Annotated in this window: 16 protein-coding genes; 9 read left to right on the forward strand and 7 right to left on the reverse strand. The window is 63.7% G+C overall.

Annotation, left to right across the window (positions count from 1 at the left end; all coding sequences use genetic code 11):
* Window positions 1-636: 636 nt before the first annotated feature.
* The 5 genes from SCL_RS10475 to SCL_RS10495 all read left to right on the forward strand — a co-directional run bounded on the left by SCL_RS10475 (window position 637) and on the right by SCL_RS10495 (window position 5,846).
* Window positions 637-2,247, forward strand: a complete 1,611-nt coding sequence (locus SCL_RS10475) for a tetrathionate reductase family octaheme c-type cytochrome (protein ID WP_096361946.1) — start codon at window positions 637-639, stop codon at window positions 2,245-2,247.
* A gap of 1 nt (window position 2,248) precedes the next feature.
* A complete protein-coding gene (locus SCL_RS10480; protein WP_096361163.1) occupies window positions 2,249-2,848 on the forward strand; it encodes a cytochrome b/b6 domain-containing protein in 600 nt (199 codons plus the stop codon).
* Window positions 2,849-2,958: 110 nt separating this feature from the next.
* Window positions 2,959-3,357 carry a c-type cytochrome gene (locus SCL_RS10485; RefSeq protein ID WP_148665080.1) on the forward strand — a complete coding sequence of 133 codons (399 nt, stop codon included), beginning with the start codon at window positions 2,959-2,961 and terminating at the stop codon, window positions 3,355-3,357.
* 49 nt (window positions 3,358-3,406) lie between these two features.
* Window positions 3,407-4,654, forward strand: a complete 1,248-nt coding sequence (locus SCL_RS10490; protein ID WP_096361164.1) for a YeeE/YedE thiosulfate transporter family protein — start codon at window positions 3,407-3,409, stop codon at window positions 4,652-4,654.
* Window positions 4,655-4,679: 25 nt separating this feature from the next.
* Window positions 4,680-5,846 (forward strand): rhodanese-like domain-containing protein, encoded by a 1,167-nt coding sequence (locus SCL_RS10495; protein WP_096361165.1) that lies wholly within the window; start codon window positions 4,680-4,682, stop codon window positions 5,844-5,846.
* 295 nt (window positions 5,847-6,141) lie between these two features.
* Here SCL_RS10495 and hybE read toward each other — a convergent pair whose 3' ends face one another.
* From hybE to SCL_RS10530, 7 genes are read right to left on the reverse strand one after another with little or no spacing between them, the layout of a single operon-like run.
* Complete coding sequence (hybE, locus tag SCL_RS10500; protein ID WP_096361166.1) at window positions 6,142-6,636, reverse strand: [NiFe]-hydrogenase assembly chaperone HybE; 495 nt, start codon at window positions 6,634-6,636, stop codon at window positions 6,142-6,144.
* Window positions 6,637-6,652: 16 nt separating this feature from the next.
* Window positions 6,653-7,153, reverse strand: coding sequence for a HyaD/HybD family hydrogenase maturation endopeptidase (locus SCL_RS10505; RefSeq protein WP_096361167.1), 501 nt, complete (start codon window positions 7,151-7,153; stop codon window positions 6,653-6,655).
* 19 nt (window positions 7,154-7,172) lie between these two features.
* The gene (locus SCL_RS10510; RefSeq protein ID WP_096361168.1) at window positions 7,173-8,876 is read right to left on the reverse strand and encodes a nickel-dependent hydrogenase large subunit; all 1,704 of its coding nucleotides are present in this window, start codon (window positions 8,874-8,876) and stop codon (window positions 7,173-7,175) included.
* 18 nt (window positions 8,877-8,894) lie between these two features.
* Window positions 8,895-10,043: a Ni/Fe-hydrogenase cytochrome b subunit gene (gene hybB / locus SCL_RS10515; protein ID WP_096361169.1), complete on the reverse strand. Its 1,149-nt coding sequence runs from the start codon at window positions 10,041-10,043 to the stop codon at window positions 8,895-8,897.
* A gap of 9 nt (window positions 10,044-10,052) precedes the next feature.
* The gene (gene hybA / locus SCL_RS10520; protein WP_096361170.1) at window positions 10,053-11,042 is read right to left on the reverse strand and encodes a hydrogenase 2 operon protein HybA; all 990 of its coding nucleotides are present in this window, start codon (window positions 11,040-11,042) and stop codon (window positions 10,053-10,055) included.
* Window positions 11,039-12,199, reverse strand: a complete 1,161-nt coding sequence (locus SCL_RS10525; RefSeq protein ID WP_096361171.1) for a hydrogenase small subunit — start codon at window positions 12,197-12,199, stop codon at window positions 11,039-11,041. The genes hybA and SCL_RS10525 overlap by 4 nt, the downstream gene beginning before the upstream one ends.
* A gap of 25 nt (window positions 12,200-12,224) precedes the next feature.
* The gene (locus SCL_RS10530) at window positions 12,225-12,788 is read right to left on the reverse strand and encodes a HupE/UreJ family protein (protein ID WP_197702604.1); all 564 of its coding nucleotides are present in this window, start codon (window positions 12,786-12,788) and stop codon (window positions 12,225-12,227) included.
* Window positions 12,789-13,233: 445 nt separating this feature from the next.
* Here SCL_RS10530 and SCL_RS10535 point away from each other — a divergent pair, with 445 nt between their 5' ends.
* Genes SCL_RS10535 through hypF form a run of 4 tightly spaced genes read left to right on the forward strand, consistent with a single transcriptional unit; the run spans window position 13,234 to window position 17,305 of the window.
* Window positions 13,234-13,617, forward strand: a complete 384-nt coding sequence (locus SCL_RS10535; RefSeq protein ID WP_096361173.1) for a hydrogenase maturation nickel metallochaperone HypA/HybF — start codon at window positions 13,234-13,236, stop codon at window positions 13,615-13,617.
* Window positions 13,590-14,435, forward strand: coding sequence for a hydrogenase nickel incorporation protein HypB (gene hypB, locus SCL_RS10540; protein ID WP_096361174.1), 846 nt, complete (start codon window positions 13,590-13,592; stop codon window positions 14,433-14,435). Before SCL_RS10535 ends, hypB begins: the two co-directional genes overlap by 28 nt.
* Before the next feature lie 44 nt (window positions 14,436-14,479).
* On the forward strand, window positions 14,480-14,998 hold the full coding sequence (locus SCL_RS10545) for a cytochrome c (protein WP_096361175.1): 519 nt from the start codon (window positions 14,480-14,482) through the stop codon (window positions 14,996-14,998).
* Window positions 14,999-15,010: 12 nt separating this feature from the next.
* Window positions 15,011-17,305 carry a carbamoyltransferase HypF gene (gene hypF, locus SCL_RS10550; RefSeq protein ID WP_096361176.1) on the forward strand — a complete coding sequence of 765 codons (2,295 nt, stop codon included), beginning with the start codon at window positions 15,011-15,013 and terminating at the stop codon, window positions 17,303-17,305.
* Window positions 17,306-17,349: the final 44 nt, after the last annotated feature.

A 17,349-nucleotide genomic window follows, 5' to 3' on the forward strand; every position in this document is an offset into this window, starting at 1 on the left:
AACGGAAAATGGCGTCCGTCAAAGTGACATATGCCGCGCGGTCAGCGAATCGCCGGCGCAACGGGCTTGCGCATCGGCCGCAACCGGCTATGCCGCATCTGTTCGCGCAAGCGCACTCCGGCAATCCCCGGCTCAACGCTGCTGGCTTTCAGAATTTTTACCCGACAGCGGCGGATAGCGCCGGCGTGATTGCAGGCAACATATATAGGTATCGTCGCGTGGAGATTTTGCTTGCGGGACCCGCGACCAGCACTGCCGTCGTGCCCAAGGAAAAACCGGCTTGCCCGGCCCTGGCCTGAGTTAACGATGTCGTTTTCCGGCTCAATGGACGCCTGCGATTCCGGGGATCGAGGACGCCATGCCGGTTTGACAAATATCAAGAATCAATCCGGGATGAAGACTGAAAATTTAACGACAAATCTGTCTTTTCTTGACTGCGGGAGTATGGCAATAATCGCTTTGTTACAGCTATTAAACAGTATTTTTCACGTATTGACGCACGTCAATATACTGGAATATTAGCATTTAATAGAATGCTTACATATTATCAGGACATGGCACGCTCAGTAACGAACGCCTGGTTTCAAATGTTCAGACACATGACTCTGTCTTAACAGCATGCGCAAAGGACTCTTCATGAAAACGCAACGCACACCTTGGCACACCGCGACACTCGTCGTTGGCTGGCTCGTTTCTTTTGGCGCCCTCGCCATCAGCGGTATGGCGGCAGCGGCCAACACCAGTACCGCCGACCACAGCAAGTTCAAGGAATTACAAAAACACTTCGCGTCCGGCCCCGAGGTCACCAAGGCCTGCCTCACCTGTCACACCGAGGCCGCCAAGCAGGTGCACCGCACCAAGCACTGGACCTGGGAGTATCTCAATCCGGTCACGCAGCAGAAGGTCGGCAAGAAGACCATGGTGAACAACTTCTGCATCTCGGCCGGTCCGAACCTGCCGGCCTGTGCCAGCTGCCACGTCGGTTACGGCTGGAAGGATGCCAGCTTCGATTTCAAATCCGAGGTGAACGTCGACTGCCTGGTGTGCCACGACACCACCGGCATCTACCGCAAGCCCGCCGGCCTGGCCGGCAACCCGGTAACCAAGCGCATGGAGCTGCCACCCGGCTCCGGCAAGTTCGTTGATCCGATCGATCTCACCAAGATCGCGCAAAAAGTCAGCAAGAGCAGCCGCGATACCTGCGGCGTCTGCCACTTCTACGGCGGCGGCGGCGATGCCGTGAAGCACGGTGACCTCGACAGCTCGATGTCCGCTCCGGACCGTGAAGTCGACGTGCATATGGACGCCACCGGCCTCGACTTCACCTGCGGCACCTGTCATGCGACTTCCGCGCACGACGTGCCCGGCAGCCGTTTCGCGCCGACCGTCAAGGACGAAGGCATGAAACGCATCCGCGGGAAAAAGGACGACTCCAACCCGGCGAACTGCGTCGCCTGCCACGGCAAACGCCCGCATCCGATCCAGCAGGCCAAGCTCAACGACCACACCAGCAAGATCGCCTGCGAAACCTGCCACATCCCCGCGTTCGCCCGCGGCGGACCGGCCACCAAGATGTTCTGGGACTGGTCGACCGCCGGCAAGATGAACGAGAAGGGCAAGCCGTTCCAGAAAAAGGACGAGGACGGCCACGTCATCTACGACTCGAAGAAAGGTGACTTCATCCTGGCCAAGAACGTCATACCGGAGTACATGTGGTTCAATGGCACGGTGTACTACACGCTGGTCAGCGACAAGATCGATCCGACCAAGGTGGTGCAGATCAGCCGCTTCGAGGGCAGTCCCACCGACGGCAAGTCGCTGATCTTCCCGGTCAAGGTGTTCCGCGGCAAACAGCCGTACGACGCCGGCAACAACACCCTGGTCACGCCGCATACCGCCGGCACCGACGACGCCGCCTACTGGAACACCTTCAGCTGGCCGAAGGCGATCGCCGCCGGCATGGCCGTCACCGGCGCGCCGTTCTCGGGCAAGATCGGTTTCGTCGAGACCGAGATGCGATGGCCGATCAACCACATGGTCGCGCCCAAGGAAAACGCCCTCGCCTGCCAGCAGTGCCACAGCGATAACGGACGGCTGAAGGGCATCCAGGGCATCTACATGCCCGGCCGCGACTCCAGCAGGTATCTCGACATACTCGGCGGCGGGGCGGCGTTCTTCGCGCTGCTCGGGGTCCTCGGCCACGGCGCTCTGCGCATCTTCAGCAAACGCAAGAAGGGAGGGAATTGACATGACCGAAAAAGTCTACATCTTCAAACGCTTCGAGCGGTTCTGGCACTGGACGCAGGCGGCCACCATCCTGTTCCTGCTGCTGACCGGCTTTGAGGTGCACGGGGCCTACAAACTTTTCGGTTTCGGCCGCGCAGTGGACCTGCATACCATCGCCGCCTGGACGCTGATCACGCTGTGGGTGTTCGCCGTGTTCTGGCACTTCACCACCGGCGAATGGCGCCAGTACATCCCGACGCTCGACAAGGTCGGCGCCATGATCAAGTACTATCTCACCGGCATCTTCACCGACGCGCCGCACCCGTTCCGGGCAACCACGCTGACCAAGCACAACCCGCTGCAGCGCCTGGCCTATCTGTTCCTGTGGCTGGGGATCACGCCGATCATCTGGTTCTCCGGCTGGTTCTACCTGTTCTATGGCCAGTGGCGCGACTGGGGCGTGGACAGATTCCTGTCGCTCGAGTGGGTGGCGTTCTTCCACGTGCTGGGCGCGTACATGATCCTGGTGTTCGTCATCGCCCACACCTATCTCATCACCGCCGGTCATACGCCGACCTCGCACCTCAAGGCCATGATCACCGGGTGGGAGGACACGCATTGAAACGCCGCGTAAATTCTTCCGGTAAATTGAAATCAACCGCCGTCGCCGGCCGTCGGAGCGGTTCGCGGCGCACGGTTTCCATTGTTTATTAAATTTCAAGGAGTCACACCATGAAACTGCACAAACCCCTCGTCTCCGCCGTCATGCTCTGCGTGCTCGGAGCCCCGTTCGCCGCCAACGCCGCCGATGGCGACTGGAAACGCGGCCGTGTCTATTACCGCATGGTCTGCACCGTCTGCCACACGACGCCGGCCGGCGGTGGCAAGGCCATCGCGCCAACCTCCAAGACCAAGGCGGAATGGGCCGCTTACCTCCAGGCCGACAAGCACAACAAGGGCAAGGATTCGGTCAAGTACTACATCAGCAAGGAATACCGCGCCAAGGTCAAGGCCACCAACAAGGCCGCCGAGAAATATGCCGACGTGCCTGACGATGAACTCATGAACGACATCAAGGCCTTTGTCATCAAGGGCGCGAAAGACGGAGACAGTCCGGCGGGCTGCAGCTGATACGGTGTGAACAACCGATAGCTGTTGCAGGCAGTCCACGGAGGCGACCATGGCATTGAGCAGCGATAGCCGCCGGAGCTGGTTGGCGGGCTTCAAGACCGATTACGAAAGCATTTTCGTCGAGGACTGGTCCCCCTATTTCGGCGCTGTCCTGCTGGTGTTGGTGATCATCGGCCTGATGATCAGCGGTCTGTTCTGGGGCGTGTTCGGCGGTCTCAAGCTGTGGGGCGACTGGTTCAACACCGCCATCGGCCTGGGACCGCTCGTGGGCGTGCCGGAACACCTGGAAACTCCGCTGCTGCACCGGTTGTCGCTGATGAATATCACGCTGGTCATCGGCGCGTTTTGTTCTGCGCTGTTGTCACGCAAATTCCTCATCAGCCGTCCCCCCAAGCTGGAATACATCTGGGCCGCGCTTGGCGGCAGCTTCATGGGTCTGGGTGCCACGCTTGCCGGCGGCTGCACCACCGGTGGTTTCTTCACGCCGGTGATGCACTCCTCGCCGGCCGGCTGGGCCATGTGGGCCGGCCTGCTGCTGGGCGCCGTCGTCGGCCTGAAATTGCTGCTGTGGACCCTCGACCACATCACCTGGGGCATGACGCCACCGGCGGTGCTGAAACCATCGCCCGGGATGCTTTCGGTTTATCCGCTGCTCGGCCTGGCGGTGTTCGTGGGCATACTGGTGTGGAGCGCCCAATGGTACACCTCGGGCAATGAAAAACTGACGGTGCGGGCCATCATCATTCTCGCCGGCTTCGCCATGGGCTTCATCATGCACCGCGCGCGGCTGTGCTTCGCGCGCGCCTTCCGCGAGCCGTTCATGACGGCCGAGGGCGAGATGACCAAAGCGGTCATCCTCGGTCTCGCCATCGGCGTGCCGCTGGCCGCGCTGCTGTTCCAGGCCAAGGTGATCGACCCCTATATCGCCATCCCGGCGGTGTTCTGGATCGGCTCGTTGAGCGGCGGCGTGCTGTTCGGCATCGGCATGATTTTCGCCGGCGGTTGCGCCTCGGGCTCGCTGTGGCGCATGGGCGAGGGCCATCTCAAGCTGTGGGTGGCGGGCTTCTTCTTCGCCTGGATGGGCTCGACGGCCAACGGGCTGCTGAACAAGACCGGCCTGCTCACCAAGGAGGTCACCCTGGAGGAGTACGAAGCCACCAAGCTCGGTTATCAGGCCTACCTGCCGGCGATGCTCGACGGCTGGGGCTGGTCGCTGCTGATCGCCGCAATATTCCTCGTCGTGTGGTACGCGCTGGTGCGCTACAACGAGTCCACCGAGAAATTCACAGTGCTCTGATCGCATCCTTCCTACTGGAGGTACCATGAAACTCAAGCACGGAATTCTGTCTGTCATCATGCTCGCGGCCTGCGCGGCCGCCCCACTTGCCTGTTCCGCTGCCCCCGCGACGGAACCGGCCCCCGCCGCGGAAGCGGCAAAAACGCAGTATTACAAGAAGCTGGTCGATCTCGATTACGTCAAGCAATACGCCGTGATACCGGCGCGCGACGATGTCATGATCATTGACTCGCGCCCGGCGGCGCGCAAATACGATGTCGGCCACATTCCCGGCGCCGTCAATATTCCGGATACCCAGTTCGACGCACTGGCGCCCAAGATGCTGCCGGCGGACAAGTCGAAGCTGCTGATTTTCTACTGCGAGGGACCGGAATGCAGCCTCAGCCACAAGGGCGCCTTCAAGGCCGAGAAGCTCGGTTACACCAACATCGTGGTGTACACGAATGGCTACCCGGAGTGGGCGAAGAAGGGCAACCTGGGCGCCGTCAGCCCGGCCTTCGTCAAGAAACAGCTCGATGAAAAAGCGCCGATCACGCTCATCGACTCGCGGCCCAAGGCGCGCAAATACGACAAGGGGCATATTCCCGGCGCCATCAGCATCCCGGACAGCGAGTTTGACAAATCAACCGACAAGCTCCCCACCGACAAGGCGGCGTCGCTGATTTTTTACTGCGAGGACGTCAGCTGCGTGCTGAGCCCGAAATCGGCGGCCAAGGCGGTCGCGCTCGGCTACACCAACGTCATGACCATGCCGGTAGGCTATGTGGGCTGGGTAAAGGCCTATGGCCCCGGCGCCATGGCGGACGGTGCGGCCCCAACCGCAGCGGCGGCCCCGGCGGCAGCGCCGGGAATCGAGCCAGGGAAGGAAAAAGGATCGATCACGGTCGCGTCGTTCGAGAAGATTCTGAAGGAAGCGCCTGACAGCGTCGTCATCGCCGACGTGCGTGATCCTGCGGAATTCGCCACCGGCAGCTTCAAGAACGCGGTGAATATTCCGGTCAACACGCTGGACAAGAAAATCGGCACACTGCCGACGGACAAGCCGATCATCTTTTTCTGCACGACCGGTGCCCGCGGCGGTGAGGCTTACGACATGGTCAAGTTGCTCCGGCCCGAACTGAAGGTCTACTTCCTCAATGCCGCGGTGAAATTCGCCAAGGACGGCAGCTATACCATCGTCGAAGTAAAGTAACGAACCGTCAGTGGATGAAACGAAACGGGCGGCCTTGGCCGCCCGTTTTTTTTGCCTGGTCACCGGAAGACTCGCGCGTTGACTGGAACTTATCTCAAAATATTTTCATCCGCAGATTAACGCGGATTTATTATGAGGATGAACGCAGACAAGGCAGGGATCCCATAGGCTATCTACATGAAACTCACGGCCTCTATGTAGGGTGCGCAAAAACGCAGCGTTGCGCACCGTTCGGCTTCTGCCGGTGCGCTTCGCTGACGCTCAGCACACCCTACAGACTCATCTTCATTGATGCTCAGCCCTCGCCGGGCAACATGCGCCTCAGAAAGGCGCGACGCTCTCCATCGGCTTCGTTCGTAGCTGGCTCCGCCGGCTCCGGCACAGCCAGCCAGGCAGCGAGACTGCGCTGCGCCTCGGCACGCGCGGCGGCCTGGTCGGCGAAACGGGACATTGGGGAGTGCACCGACGACGCATGAAACTCGCCGATCACGGGTTCGTAACAGCCGTAAAAACCACAGTCTCCCGCCGGCAGCCGGCGCACGATGCGCTCGCCTTCGGCGGCGTGCGGCCATTCGCCCTGCGCGCCGGGCACGAGCACGAGATTCAGGAACCACGGCGTGATCAGCGCGCCCAGCCAGTGGCCCTGCCACGGGGTAAACCCGATCGCCTCCACCGTCAGCGCGGTGTTGAGTATCGGCAAGCCGGCCATGCGGGTACGCTCGATGTCGCGGAATACTGCTTCCAGATGCTGCGAGGGATCCGTGGGATAGCGTTTCAGGACGCTGCTCATGCATCACTCCCGACAGTCAGGCCAGATTAGCTGCCGGCACAGCGCGCGGATCCAGGCGGATACCGTGCGCGTCGAGTTCCTGCACCGCCGCATTCACCAGATCTGGCACGCGCGCCGCCACCGGCCCCGAGAGCATCATGCCGGTTTCAAACGTGAGCGGCTGGACGCCGAGGACCACGACTTCGTGCGGCGCGCGTCCGAGCAGATCGAGGCTGGCCAGCACTTCCGACAACCCGACCTGGTGCGGCGACAACATGCGACGGAAGAATACCGGCACCTCGTCGCCGGAGAGACGGATGAAGCTTCCGGGGGCGCGGTTGGCGAAGACGGCGTCGAGCACGATCAGCAGGTCCACGCCTTCGAGGTCTTCCAGCAATTCCATGCCCGAGGTGCCGCCGTCGATGAGGGTCACCTCCGGTGGCACATCATGGCTGTCGCGCAGCGCCTCGAGCGCGCGCACCCCCACGCTCTCGTCCGAGAGCAGCAGGTTGCCGATACCCAGAATGACCACGCGCATCAGGTTTGCCTCGTCAGTTCTACAGCCGCGTCTGAACCTTGACGGTTTCGGTGTTCTCCTTGTCCACCACGTGCACCGCGCACGCCAGGCAGGGATCGAAGGAATGCACCGTCCGCAACACCTCGAGCGGCTTCTCCGGGTCCGCCACCGGCGTGCCGACCAGCGACGCCTCGTACGGACCGGCGACATCGTTGGCGTTGCGCGGCGCCGCGTTCCAGGTGGTCGGCACCACCGCCTGGTAGTTCTTGATGATGCCGTTCTTGATCACCACCCAGTGCGACAACACCCCGCGCGGCGCCTGGTGGAAACCGACACCGCTGACCTCGCCCTTGGGGAACTCCGGCCGGTTGAAGGTCTTGGTGTCGCCACTGCCGATGTTGTCGACCAGCAGCTGCCACTGCTGCTGCAGGTTATCGACCATGGTGGCGCACACCACGCTGCGCGCCGCGTGCCGCCCGATGGTCGAATGCAGCGCGGCCAGCGGGATCTTGGTCTTGGCCACCGATTCGACGATACCGATGAGGCGATTGAGGTGACGCATGCCCGGTTCGTACTTCGCCGCCGCCCACGCCAGCACCCAGGAAAGCGGCCCGACCTGCGCCGGCTCGCCATAGAAGGTCGGCGACTTGACCCAGGAATACTTGCCGTCGTCCTGGAAGTCGGTGTATTCCGGAACCGTCTCGCCCTTGTACGGGTGCAGCGGCTTCTTGCCCTCGTACCAGGAATGCTTGGCGCTCTCGTGCACGCCCTGGTGGAAGTAGGCGTCGTCGAAGGATTTGATCGGCTTGTAGCCGGCGAGATCGCCGTTCGGGATATAGCCGCCGGGCATGGCGAACTTCGTGCCCTTGGTGTCGAGCGGCAGGTCCGGCACCGACAGATAATTGGTGACGCCCTTGCCGATCGCGGTCCAGTCGGCGTAAAACGCGCCGATCGCGCCGACGTCGACGAGATAGACGTTGTTGACGAAATCGGACAGCTCGTCGATGTAGCCCTTGATCGCCAGCAGCTTTTCGACCCCGAGCACCGACTGGCTGTCGGTGGCGATCGGGTTGGCGACGCCGCCGACGGCGACGTTCTGGATGTGCGGCGTCTTGGAACCGAGAATGGCGACGATCTTGTTGGCCCGGCGCTGCACGTCGAGCGCCTGCAGGTAGTGCGCCACCGCCAGCAGGTTCACCTCCGGCGACAGCTTCATGGCCGGGTGGCCCCAGTAGCCGTTGGTGAAAATGCCGAGCTGGCCGGTCTGGATGTAATTCTTCAGCCGGTCCTGTACCGCCTTCATTTCATGCGGGCCGTTGAGCTTCCACGTCGACAGGCTCTCCGCCAGCGCCGCGGTCTTCTTCGGGTCGGCCTTGAGCGCCGAGACCACGTCCACCCAGTCGAGCGCCGAGAGATGGTAGAAATGCACGATGTGATCGTGGATCGCGTGGGCCGAGATGATGATGTTCCGGATCAACTGGGCGTTGAGCGGTATCTCCATCTTCAGCGCGTTCTCCACCGCCCGCACCGAGACGATGGCGTGCACCGTGGTACACACGCCGCAGATGCGCTGGGTGATGGCCCAGGCGTCGCGCGGGTCGCGCCCCAGGAGAATCTGCTCGACGCCGCGCCACATCTGGCCTGAAGCCCAGGCCTTGGTCACTTTTCCACCGTCCACTTCGCAATCGATGCGCAGATGGCCCTCGATGCGGGTGATCGGGTCAATCGTGATTCGGTTTGCCATGGTCAACTCCTCAGGTTCTCAATGCGTTGCGTGTTTCGGCAGCACCGGAAGCATGCGCACGAACACGATGTAAGCCAGGATTTCGAAGGCGATCAGGCCGATCGTCACCATCAGCTCCGGGACCGCCGGGAAATAATGCCAGCCGGGGCCGGTCTCGTAGCCGATCAGAAAGCCGTTGATGCGCAGCATGAAGCCGCCCAGCATCAGCAGCACCGCCGAGACGAACAGCCGGTCGCGGCGCTGGCGCGACTCGGCCGAGGCCAGCAGCCACAGCGGCGCGGCGAACGCCAGCATTTCGACCCAGAATCCGGCCGCCTCGAAGCCCGGCACGAACATCGCCCCGAGCGCGCCGCGCCAAGCCAGATCCCCGACCCGCACTACCAGATACACCGCCAGCAACCAGTACATGATCCGCGAAAGCGACGCCAGGATCGGCGTCTCGCCCGGGCGCTTGAACCCGACCGACACGATGCTGGCCTCGAAGATCACCACCGCGAAACCGAGCAGGATCGCGGTCAGCAGGAACAGCAGCGGCAGCAGCACCGTCTGCCACAGCGGATGCACCTGGTAGCCGAACACCACCAGCAGCGATCCCAGCGACGACTGGTGCATGGACGGAAGCAGCACGCCGAGCGCGATGAAGAAGAACAGCACCTTGTTGAGCTTGCGCTTGACGTCCTTGAGGCCGAGCTTTTCGAGGAACACCGGCGAGAACTCGATCCACATGACGAAGATGTAGGCCGTGATGCACACGCCGACCTCGAACATCACCGAGTTGATCTGCGCGTAGCCCGGCCAGAACAGGTGCCACACGTTCCAGTAGCGGCCGAGGTCGAAGATCACCGAGGCGCCGGCCAGGGTGTAGCCGAACAGGCTCGCCAGCAGCGCCGGCCGCACCAGCGGGTGGTACTCGCCGCGGTTAAAGATGTACACCAGCAGCGCCATCGCGTAGCCGCCGCAGGCGAGCGCCGAGCCGACCATCACGTCGTAGGCGATCCAGATGCCCCAGGGGAAGCCGTCACTGATGTTGGTGACCGCGCCCAATCCGAAAAAGAAACGGATCAGCAGGATCACGCCCGCGATCGCCGTCAGCCCGGCCAGCACGACGGTGACCGGGGTCACCAGCCGGCCGCCGAGCGGCGCTACTGCATGTTGTGCATTCGCCATGAACGCCTCCTATTTCCTGCCACGACCGGAACTGTCGTCGTCATCGTCTTCATGCTTCGTGTTGCGCTTCGCGACTACGCTCAACACGCCGAGCACCACCGCCGGCAGCGCCAGGTATTTGTACAGCGTGTGCTGCACGCCCTCGGAGATGCTGGCGTACGAGCGTTCCGGCAACGGGCGGTGACCGAGCTTGTCGAACGGCACCGCGGCGAGCTTGATCATCTGCGTTCCGCCGAGCTCCTTCTCGCCGTAGACCTGCTGCACGTACTTCCCGGCCACGCCCTGGTAACTCCAGTCGGGCCCGCCGAGCCGGCCACGCGGAAAGCTGGTCTTCTCGCCCGGCTTGAGCGCCAGCCGGCGGTGCGCCTCGACGCCGAGATCGGTGACCTTGCCATAGAGCGTGGCGCCGGTCGGACACACTTCGGCGCAGGCCGCGTAATGGCCGTCGGGAATGCGGTGCCGGCACAATTCGCACTTGGCGATCTTCGGCAGCGCCTTGTCGTACTGGAAGCGCGGCACCCCGAACGGGCAGGCGGCGACGCAGTAGCGGCAGCCGATGCAGGCGTCCGGGTCGTAGGCCACGATGCCGTTCACCGGGTCCTTGATCATCGCCGACACCGGACAGGCCGAGACGCAGGAGGGATCGACGCAGTGCAGGCACGACTGCTTCATGAAGGCATAGCCGTCAACCTCCTCGTCCTTGCGGTTGGCCTTGCCCGAGTTGTAAACCTTGATGATGTTGAAAGTGGAACCCGAGATGTCGAGCGGCGCGTCCCACATCGGAAACTCCTCGCTGATCGGATCGGGCGGGAGGTTGTTGACGCGCTTGCACGCGGCCACGCAGGCCTTGCAGCCGATGCACAGCGTGCTGTCGAACAGCAGGCCGAGCGCTTCCGGCGGCATGGTCTTGTTCGGCCGCGCCTCCGCCGCGGTGCCCGCCGTCAGCAGCGCACCGCCGGCGACGGTCCCTTTCAGGAAATTCCGCCGCGAGAGGTTCATGGCTCATCCCTCGACTTGCCGCTCTTACCGCCCTTGCCCTGATCGTCGTTGTCCTTGCCGAGCTTCTTGGACATCACGACCACGGCACCGGCGGCGGCGCCGGCGATGCCGGCCAGCAGCGCCGCGCCGCCGAGGCTGATCGCACCCTGGCCTTCGACGATGCGCGGATAGAACAGCGGCGGCTCGACGCTCTTGAGCGTCGCCAGCTGGTGGATCGGTTTGGTGAAACCGACGCCCTTCTCGGTGCAGCCGATGCAGGGATGCCCGCAACCCACCGGCCACGACACTTCACCGAGATCGTTGAAGCCGATGGTCGGACAGTTGGCGTAGGTCTCCGGGCCCTTGCAACCGAGCTTGTACAGGCAGAAGCCCTTGCGATGGCCCTCATCGCCGAACTCGATGGCGAAACGGCCGGCGTCGAAATGCGCGCGCCGCTCGCAGCTTTCATGAATCAGGCGCGAATAGGCGAACAGCGGCCGGCCGAGCTGATCGACTGCCGGCAGCGATTTGAAGGTGAGGAAGTGCACCACCGTCGCCAGGAAATTGTACGGATTCGGCGGGCAACCGGGGATCGTGACCACGGTCTTGCCAAGAATTTCGGCGACACTGCTGGCGCCGGTCGGGTTCGGATCGGTCGCCGGCATGCCGCCCCAGGACGCGCAGCTGCCGATCGCGATTACCGCGGCGGCATCGGCCGCGCATTCCTTGAGCATGTCGACCGCTGTCTGGCCGCCGATCTTGCAGTAGATACCCTTTTCCTTGACCGGGATCGCGCCTTCGACCACCAGCACGTACTTGCCCTTGTGCGCCTTCATCGCCGCCTTGCGCGCCGCCTCCGCCTGGTGGCCGGCGGCCGCGAACAGGGTCTCGTGGTAGTCGAGCGAAATGACATCGAGAATCAGTTTATCGATGGTCGGGTGCTCGGCACGCAGCAGCGATTCGCTGCAGCCGGTGCATTCCTGGAATTGCAGCCAGATCACCGACGGTCGCTGGGCGCTTTCCATCGCCTTGGCGATCGCGGCCTCGGCCGAGGCCGGCAGACCGAGCGTGGCCGCCGTGGCGGTGCAGAATTTCAGAAATTCGCGTCGCGAAATACCGAGACGTCCGGCGACTCCGGTATCCGTCGCGGTTTCGAGATCGAAAATGGTTTCGTTCATGGCGTTGTCCCCAAGTCGATAGAACTCATGTCAACAGTATCCATGCGCCACCGGCGCCGAGTGCCAAACCTGTCACGCGCGCCAGCCACGGTCGCCGCGCTGCCCAGTAACGGCCGGCGACGATGCCGGCGGCATGCAGCAGGCCGGTGGCCAGCAGGAAGCCGGTGACATAGAGCCACGGCGCCAGCGCCTGCGGTATTTCGGTTCCGTGGGCGTGGCCGTGAAACACGGCGAACAGGGCCGCCACCGCCACTCCCGCGAACAACGGCAGGCGAACCGCCGCCGCGACCAGCAACCCGAGCACCAGCAGCGAGGCAGCAATGCCGGCCTCGACGCCTGGGAGTGCGACGCCGGCAAACGCCAGCACGGCACCGAACGCCATCACCGACATGAATACCAGCGGCACGCTCCACACCGGGCGCCAGCCCGACTGCGCCGCCCACACACCGACCGCGACCATGGCCGCGAGGTGATCGAGCCCGAGAAACGGATGACTGAAACCGGCGCCGAAGCCGGCGCCGGCCGCACCGTGGGTATGGGCGAGCGCGCTCGGCGCCGCGATCGCCAACACCAGACCAGTTGCTGCCATCAAAACGCGTTCACATCGCATGGTTATCTCCTGCGTGAAGACGTGGAAAAGGGGTTCACTGAAACGAAAGCGTAATCGCGCCCACAAGGTATCGGCGCGGGATTCCGGGCACTGCCTGCAACTCTCACCATGGGCATCGGACCCTGATCAGATGTTTATCGACGCGTGCATTGTTTAGAATATTCGGATGTAATACTTTGACATTCGTCAACGGTTCAGGCCCTCTGCCATTCTTTGACATTCGTCAATATTTGCATGACCTGCTTCGTTACGATGTGCGATGTATTCTTAAGATAAGAATCAGGAAATCGACGATTTCGCTGTCCATCGCGAAGGGAGAAGTAAATGATCTGTCGTGGCCCGGTTTCTCTCGTCGCACGCAGTAAGCATCACGCCAGACCATGTGTCGGCAAGATTTTCTGTTATGTACCGGGAGTAATCGGCCATGCATGAACTGTCGGTTTGCCAAGCCATGCTGACACAGGTCACCAACCTCGCGCGCGAGCAGCGCGCGAACACGGTTCACAAGATCGTGCTCCGGGTTGGACCGCTCGCGGGCGTTGAACCCGGACTGCTCTTACAGGCCTTTCCGCTCGCCAGCGCCGGAACACTGGCGGAAACGGCCGAGCTGGTGATCGAGGAACTGCCGCTGCGCGTGCGTTGCGAGACTTGCGGCGCCGAGTCCGTGGCACTGCCGAACCGGCTCGTGTGCGGCGCCTGCGGCGACTGGCACACACGCCTGGTGAGCGGCGATGAGATGCTGCTCGCTTCCGTCGAACTCTCCCGAGAGGAGGAGGATGCATGTGTGAAACCTGCGGCTGCAATGTAACGCCGGGCAATGCGCACCTCGCGCAGACACCTGACGCGCACGGGCGCACCGCGGTGACGGTACTGAAAGATCTGTTGTCAGCAAACGACCGCGAAGCCGCCCACAACCGCGCGCACTTCGATGCCCACAGGGTGCTGGCGCTCAATCTCATGTCCTCGCCGGGTTCCGGCAAAACTCTGCTGCTGGAAGCCACCATCGAGGCGCTCAAGGACGAATTCCGCATCGGCGTCATCGAAGGCGACCTCGAAACCGAAAATGACGCCGAGCGCATCCGCGCCAAGGGCGTGCCGGCGGTGCAGATCACCACCGGTTCCGCCTGCCACCTGGACGCGCACATGGTGCATGGCGCGCTGCATCACATGGATCTCGCGGACCTCGACATTCTTTTCATCGAGAACGTCGGCAACCTGGTCTGCCCCGCCAGCTTCGACCTCGGTCAGCATCGCAATATCACCCTGCTCTCGGTCACCGAGGGCGACGACAAGCCGGCGAAATATCCCGTGATGTTCCGCGCCGCCGACCTGGTCCTGCTCACCAAGACCGATCTGCTGCCGGTCATGGACGACTTCGATCCCGCGCGCGCCGAGCATTGCCTGCGTCAACTCGCCAACCCGGCCCCGGCCCTGCACCTGTCGGCGAAGAAAAAACTTGGTCTCGGAGCCTGGTTCGACTGGTTGCGGCAGGAAGTCGCGCAGCAACGCGAGCGCGCGAGCCAGGGGGAAACCTCGCGCCCGGCGATTCAACCCGACGGCGCCCGCCTGCACACGGAAATGGGGCACGCGCCCGCTCCCGGCCGCTACCTGTACCGGAGCAGCTGACGCGCGCCCCGCTTGTTCCAGTTGTCATCCATGAGGAGGATAATATGATCACCATGTCCTCTCGCCTGTCCCCCCATCGCGCCTCCCTGGTTTCTGCCGGCCTGATCTGGATCATGCTGAACGGCCTCGGCAGCGCCTTGGCGCTCGAATCCGGTCCGGTCGCCCCGCGACTGACGCCGAAACTCCAGAAACTCTTTGCGGAGGAAATGATCGCGGTGCAGGCGGCGAGCCAGCAGATTCTCGCCGGTCTGGCGGCGGGCGATCACGCCTCGGTGGCGAAACAGGCCCAGGCGATCCATGACAGCTTCATCCTGGATAAAAAACTCACGGCGCAGGACCGCCGGGATCTGGAGACCGCCCTGCCGCCGGCGTTTCTCGAGCTTGATGGCACATTCCATCGGCTGGCGGCGAAGCTGGCTGACGCGGCGCGCCACAAAGACAGGGATCTGCAGACTTATTACTTTGGCCGAATGGTGGAGTCCTGCCAGACCTGCCACAGCCAATATGCGACGGACAAATTTCCTGCCTACGGCGGAAAGGCGCCCGCCGCGCATATGCATTGAACAACACAGTCCATGACCGAGCGTAATTATTCCCGCACCGATCCCGATTCAGGAGCAGCGCGGCAGGCCCTGCGCCTGACGGTCAGCGGGCGCGTGCAGGGCGTGGGCTTCCGTCCCTTTGTCTATCGCCTCGCGCATCAGTTCGGTCTGCACGGCTGGGTGCGCAACGAGGCCGGCACGGTCGAGATATGGGTGGAGGGCGAGGCATCGGCGCTCGAGGCGTTCGAACAGGCCTTGCTGGAACAGGCGCCGCCGCTGGCGCGGCCGAAATTGGCGACACGCTCTCCCGCGGAACCGCAAGCCTTCGCGACCTTCGAAATTCTTCCCAGCCGCGCCGATGCCCCGGCGCGCATCCACGTGCCGCCGGATTATTTCGCCTGCGACGACTGCCTGCGCGAACTGCGCGACCCGGACAATCGCCGTTACCGTCACCCCTTCATCAACTGTACCCAGTGCGGTCCGCGCTACACGCTCATCGCCAAGCTGCCCTACGACCGGCCCAACACCGGCATGGCGGCGTTCGCCATGTGCCCGGAATGCCGGCGCGAATACGAAAACCCGCTCGACCGCCGGTTTCACGCCGAACCGGTCGCCTGTCCGGCCTGCGGCCCGCGCCTGCAGTTCGTCGCGCCCGGCATTGCCACGGATCGCGACAACGCCGCCGCGCTGACGCAGGCGGTCGCGGCGTTGCGCGCCGGCAAGATCGTCGCGGTCAAGGGTATCGGTGGCTACCACCTGATATGCGACGCGCGCAACGACATCGCCATCGCGCGCCTGCGCGCGAAAAAACCGCGCCCGCACAAACCGCTGGCCGTGATGGTTCCGGCGCGCGGCGCGGACGGGCTGGAGGCGGTACGAGAGCTGGCGGAACTGACGCCGGAGCACGAACAATGGCTGCGCGATCCCGTGCGTCCCATCGTGCTGGTGCCCAAAAAGCCGCATGCCCCGCTGTCGCCGCGCATCGCGCCGGGGCTGCACGAGGTCGGCGTCATGCTGCCCTACAGCCCGCTGCATCACCTGTTGCTGGACGACTTCGGCGGGCCGCTGGTCGCGACCTCGGGCAACGTCAGCGGCGAACCGGTGCTGACGGATAATGATGACGTCACTCAGCGCTTGGCGCATGTCGCCGAGGCCTTCCTGCATCACGACCGCCCGATCCAGCGTCCGGCGGACGACCCGGTGTATCGCGTCATTGCCGGCTTCGCCCGCCCGCTGCGTCACGGGCGCGGCAGCGCGCCGCTGGAACTGACACTGCCGTTCAAGCTCAGCAAGCCGGTGCTGGCCGTCGGCGGGCACATGAAGAACACCGTGGCGCTCGCCTGGGACGATCGCATCGTGGTTTCGCCGCACATCGGCGATCTCGACGCGCCGCGCAGCCTGACTGTGTTCGAACAGGTCATCACCGATCTGCAAAAGCTATACGGCGTGCGCGCCGAGTCCATCGTGAGCGACGCGCATCCGGTGTACGTCAGCTCGCGCTGGGCGCGTCGCGCCGGCCTGCCGGTCACGCCGGTGTTGCATCATTACGCGCACGCCGCGGCGCTGGCCGGCGAGCATCCGGACGTGGCGAACTGGCTGGTGTTCGCGTGGGACGGCGTCGGCTACGGCGCCGACGGCACGCTCTGGGGCGGCGAGACACTGCTGGGCGCGCCCGGCCGCTGGCAGCGCGCCGGCAGCCTGCGGCCGTTCTACCTGCCCGGCGGCGAGAAGGCCGGACGCGAGCCATGGCGCTCGGCGCTGTCGCTGTGCTGGGAGGCCGGCGTGGAATGGAAACAGTGTCCCGAGGACCCGATGCTGGCGCATCATGCCTGGCGGCGACGCCTGAATTGCCCGCAAACCACCTCGGCCGGCCGGTTGTTCGACGCCGCGGCGGCGCTGACCGGGCTGCATTACCGCTCGAGTTATGAAGGTCAGGGGCCGATGCTGCTGGAGGCCGCCTGCACCGAGGACAGCGCGCACGCCATCCCGTTGCCGCTGGCGCGCAACCGCCAGGGCCTGTGGGAAACCGACTGGGCGCCGCTGCTGCCATTCCTGATGAACCAGAAACTCACCGTCACCGAGCGCGCCGACGGCTTCCACGCCAGCCTGGTGCGGGCAATGGTGGCGCAGGCCAACGCATTGCGCGAGGAACACGGCGAACTGGCGGTGGGCCTCGGCGGCGGCGTGTTCCAGAACCGTGTGCTGACGGAACGCGCCTTCGCGGCATTGCGCGAGAACGGTTTTGACGTGCGCCTCATGCACCAGGTGCCGTGCAACGACGCCGGCATCAGTTACGGCCAGATCGTCGAATACCAGTCTCGGGTTTAGGGTTTAAAGTACTGAGTTCAGGGCACAGAGTTGCCGGTCTCTGA

It is taken from the genome of Sulfuricaulis limicola, from assembly GCF_002355735.1.
Lineage (GTDB): Bacteria > Pseudomonadota > Gammaproteobacteria > Acidiferrobacterales > Sulfurifustaceae > Sulfuricaulis > Sulfuricaulis limicola.